Source organism: Liquorilactobacillus sicerae, assembly GCF_029916425.1.
In the GTDB taxonomy this organism is placed as follows: domain Bacteria; phylum Bacillota; class Bacilli; order Lactobacillales; family Lactobacillaceae; genus Liquorilactobacillus; species Liquorilactobacillus sicerae.
The window spans coordinates 1-464 of record NZ_JAHAVQ010000211.1; the positions used below are offsets into that span (position 1 = coordinate 1).

Below are 464 nucleotides of genomic sequence, written 5' to 3' on the forward strand. Positions count from 1 at the left end.
CCGAATGGTTTGGTTATTTATGGCGGAATAAACGAAATATCTGCCCGGCCAATTGGCTTGATCACGAAAGTTGGTTTAAGCGATGCGATTTTGGCAGTTAGGGAGTATCATTTGTCATTAGCTTCGGTGGTTTTACATGGTGGCGAAGGTTTGGTAGTTGATCAAGCGACCGGAAAAGCTGTTAAGCGAAATCTTCCAATTTACCTAACTGCTGAAGTTGCTTATCAAAAACGGATAAATAATAATATTTGACATCTGTTTTACAGGTGTTATTATTTAGATCTGTACGGAATGAATAATCATTCCTAGAGGTAAAAAATATGCCTGAAACAATTAAAAATATCAGTAAAAAAGATGCAATTTTCAAAGCAGCTTTACAACTTTTTTCCCATCGTAGTTTCGATGGAACAACGATTCCGGAAATAGCTCGCGTTGCTAACGTTGGTGCGGGGACTATCTATCGT

At 38.1% G+C, this 464-nt stretch carries 2 protein-coding genes; both read left to right on the forward strand.

Annotated elements, in window-relative coordinates; genetic code table 11:
- Nucleotides 1–252, forward strand: a 252-nt coding sequence (locus tag KH893_RS12045) for a DUF6681 family protein (RefSeq protein ID WP_345803743.1), incomplete at its 5' end; no start/stop codon positions are given.
- A gap of 68 nt (nucleotides 253–320) precedes the next feature.
- Nucleotides 321–464: helix-turn-helix domain-containing protein (locus KH893_RS12050; RefSeq protein ID WP_281166312.1), on the forward strand; the 144-nt coding region annotated here is incomplete at its 3' end.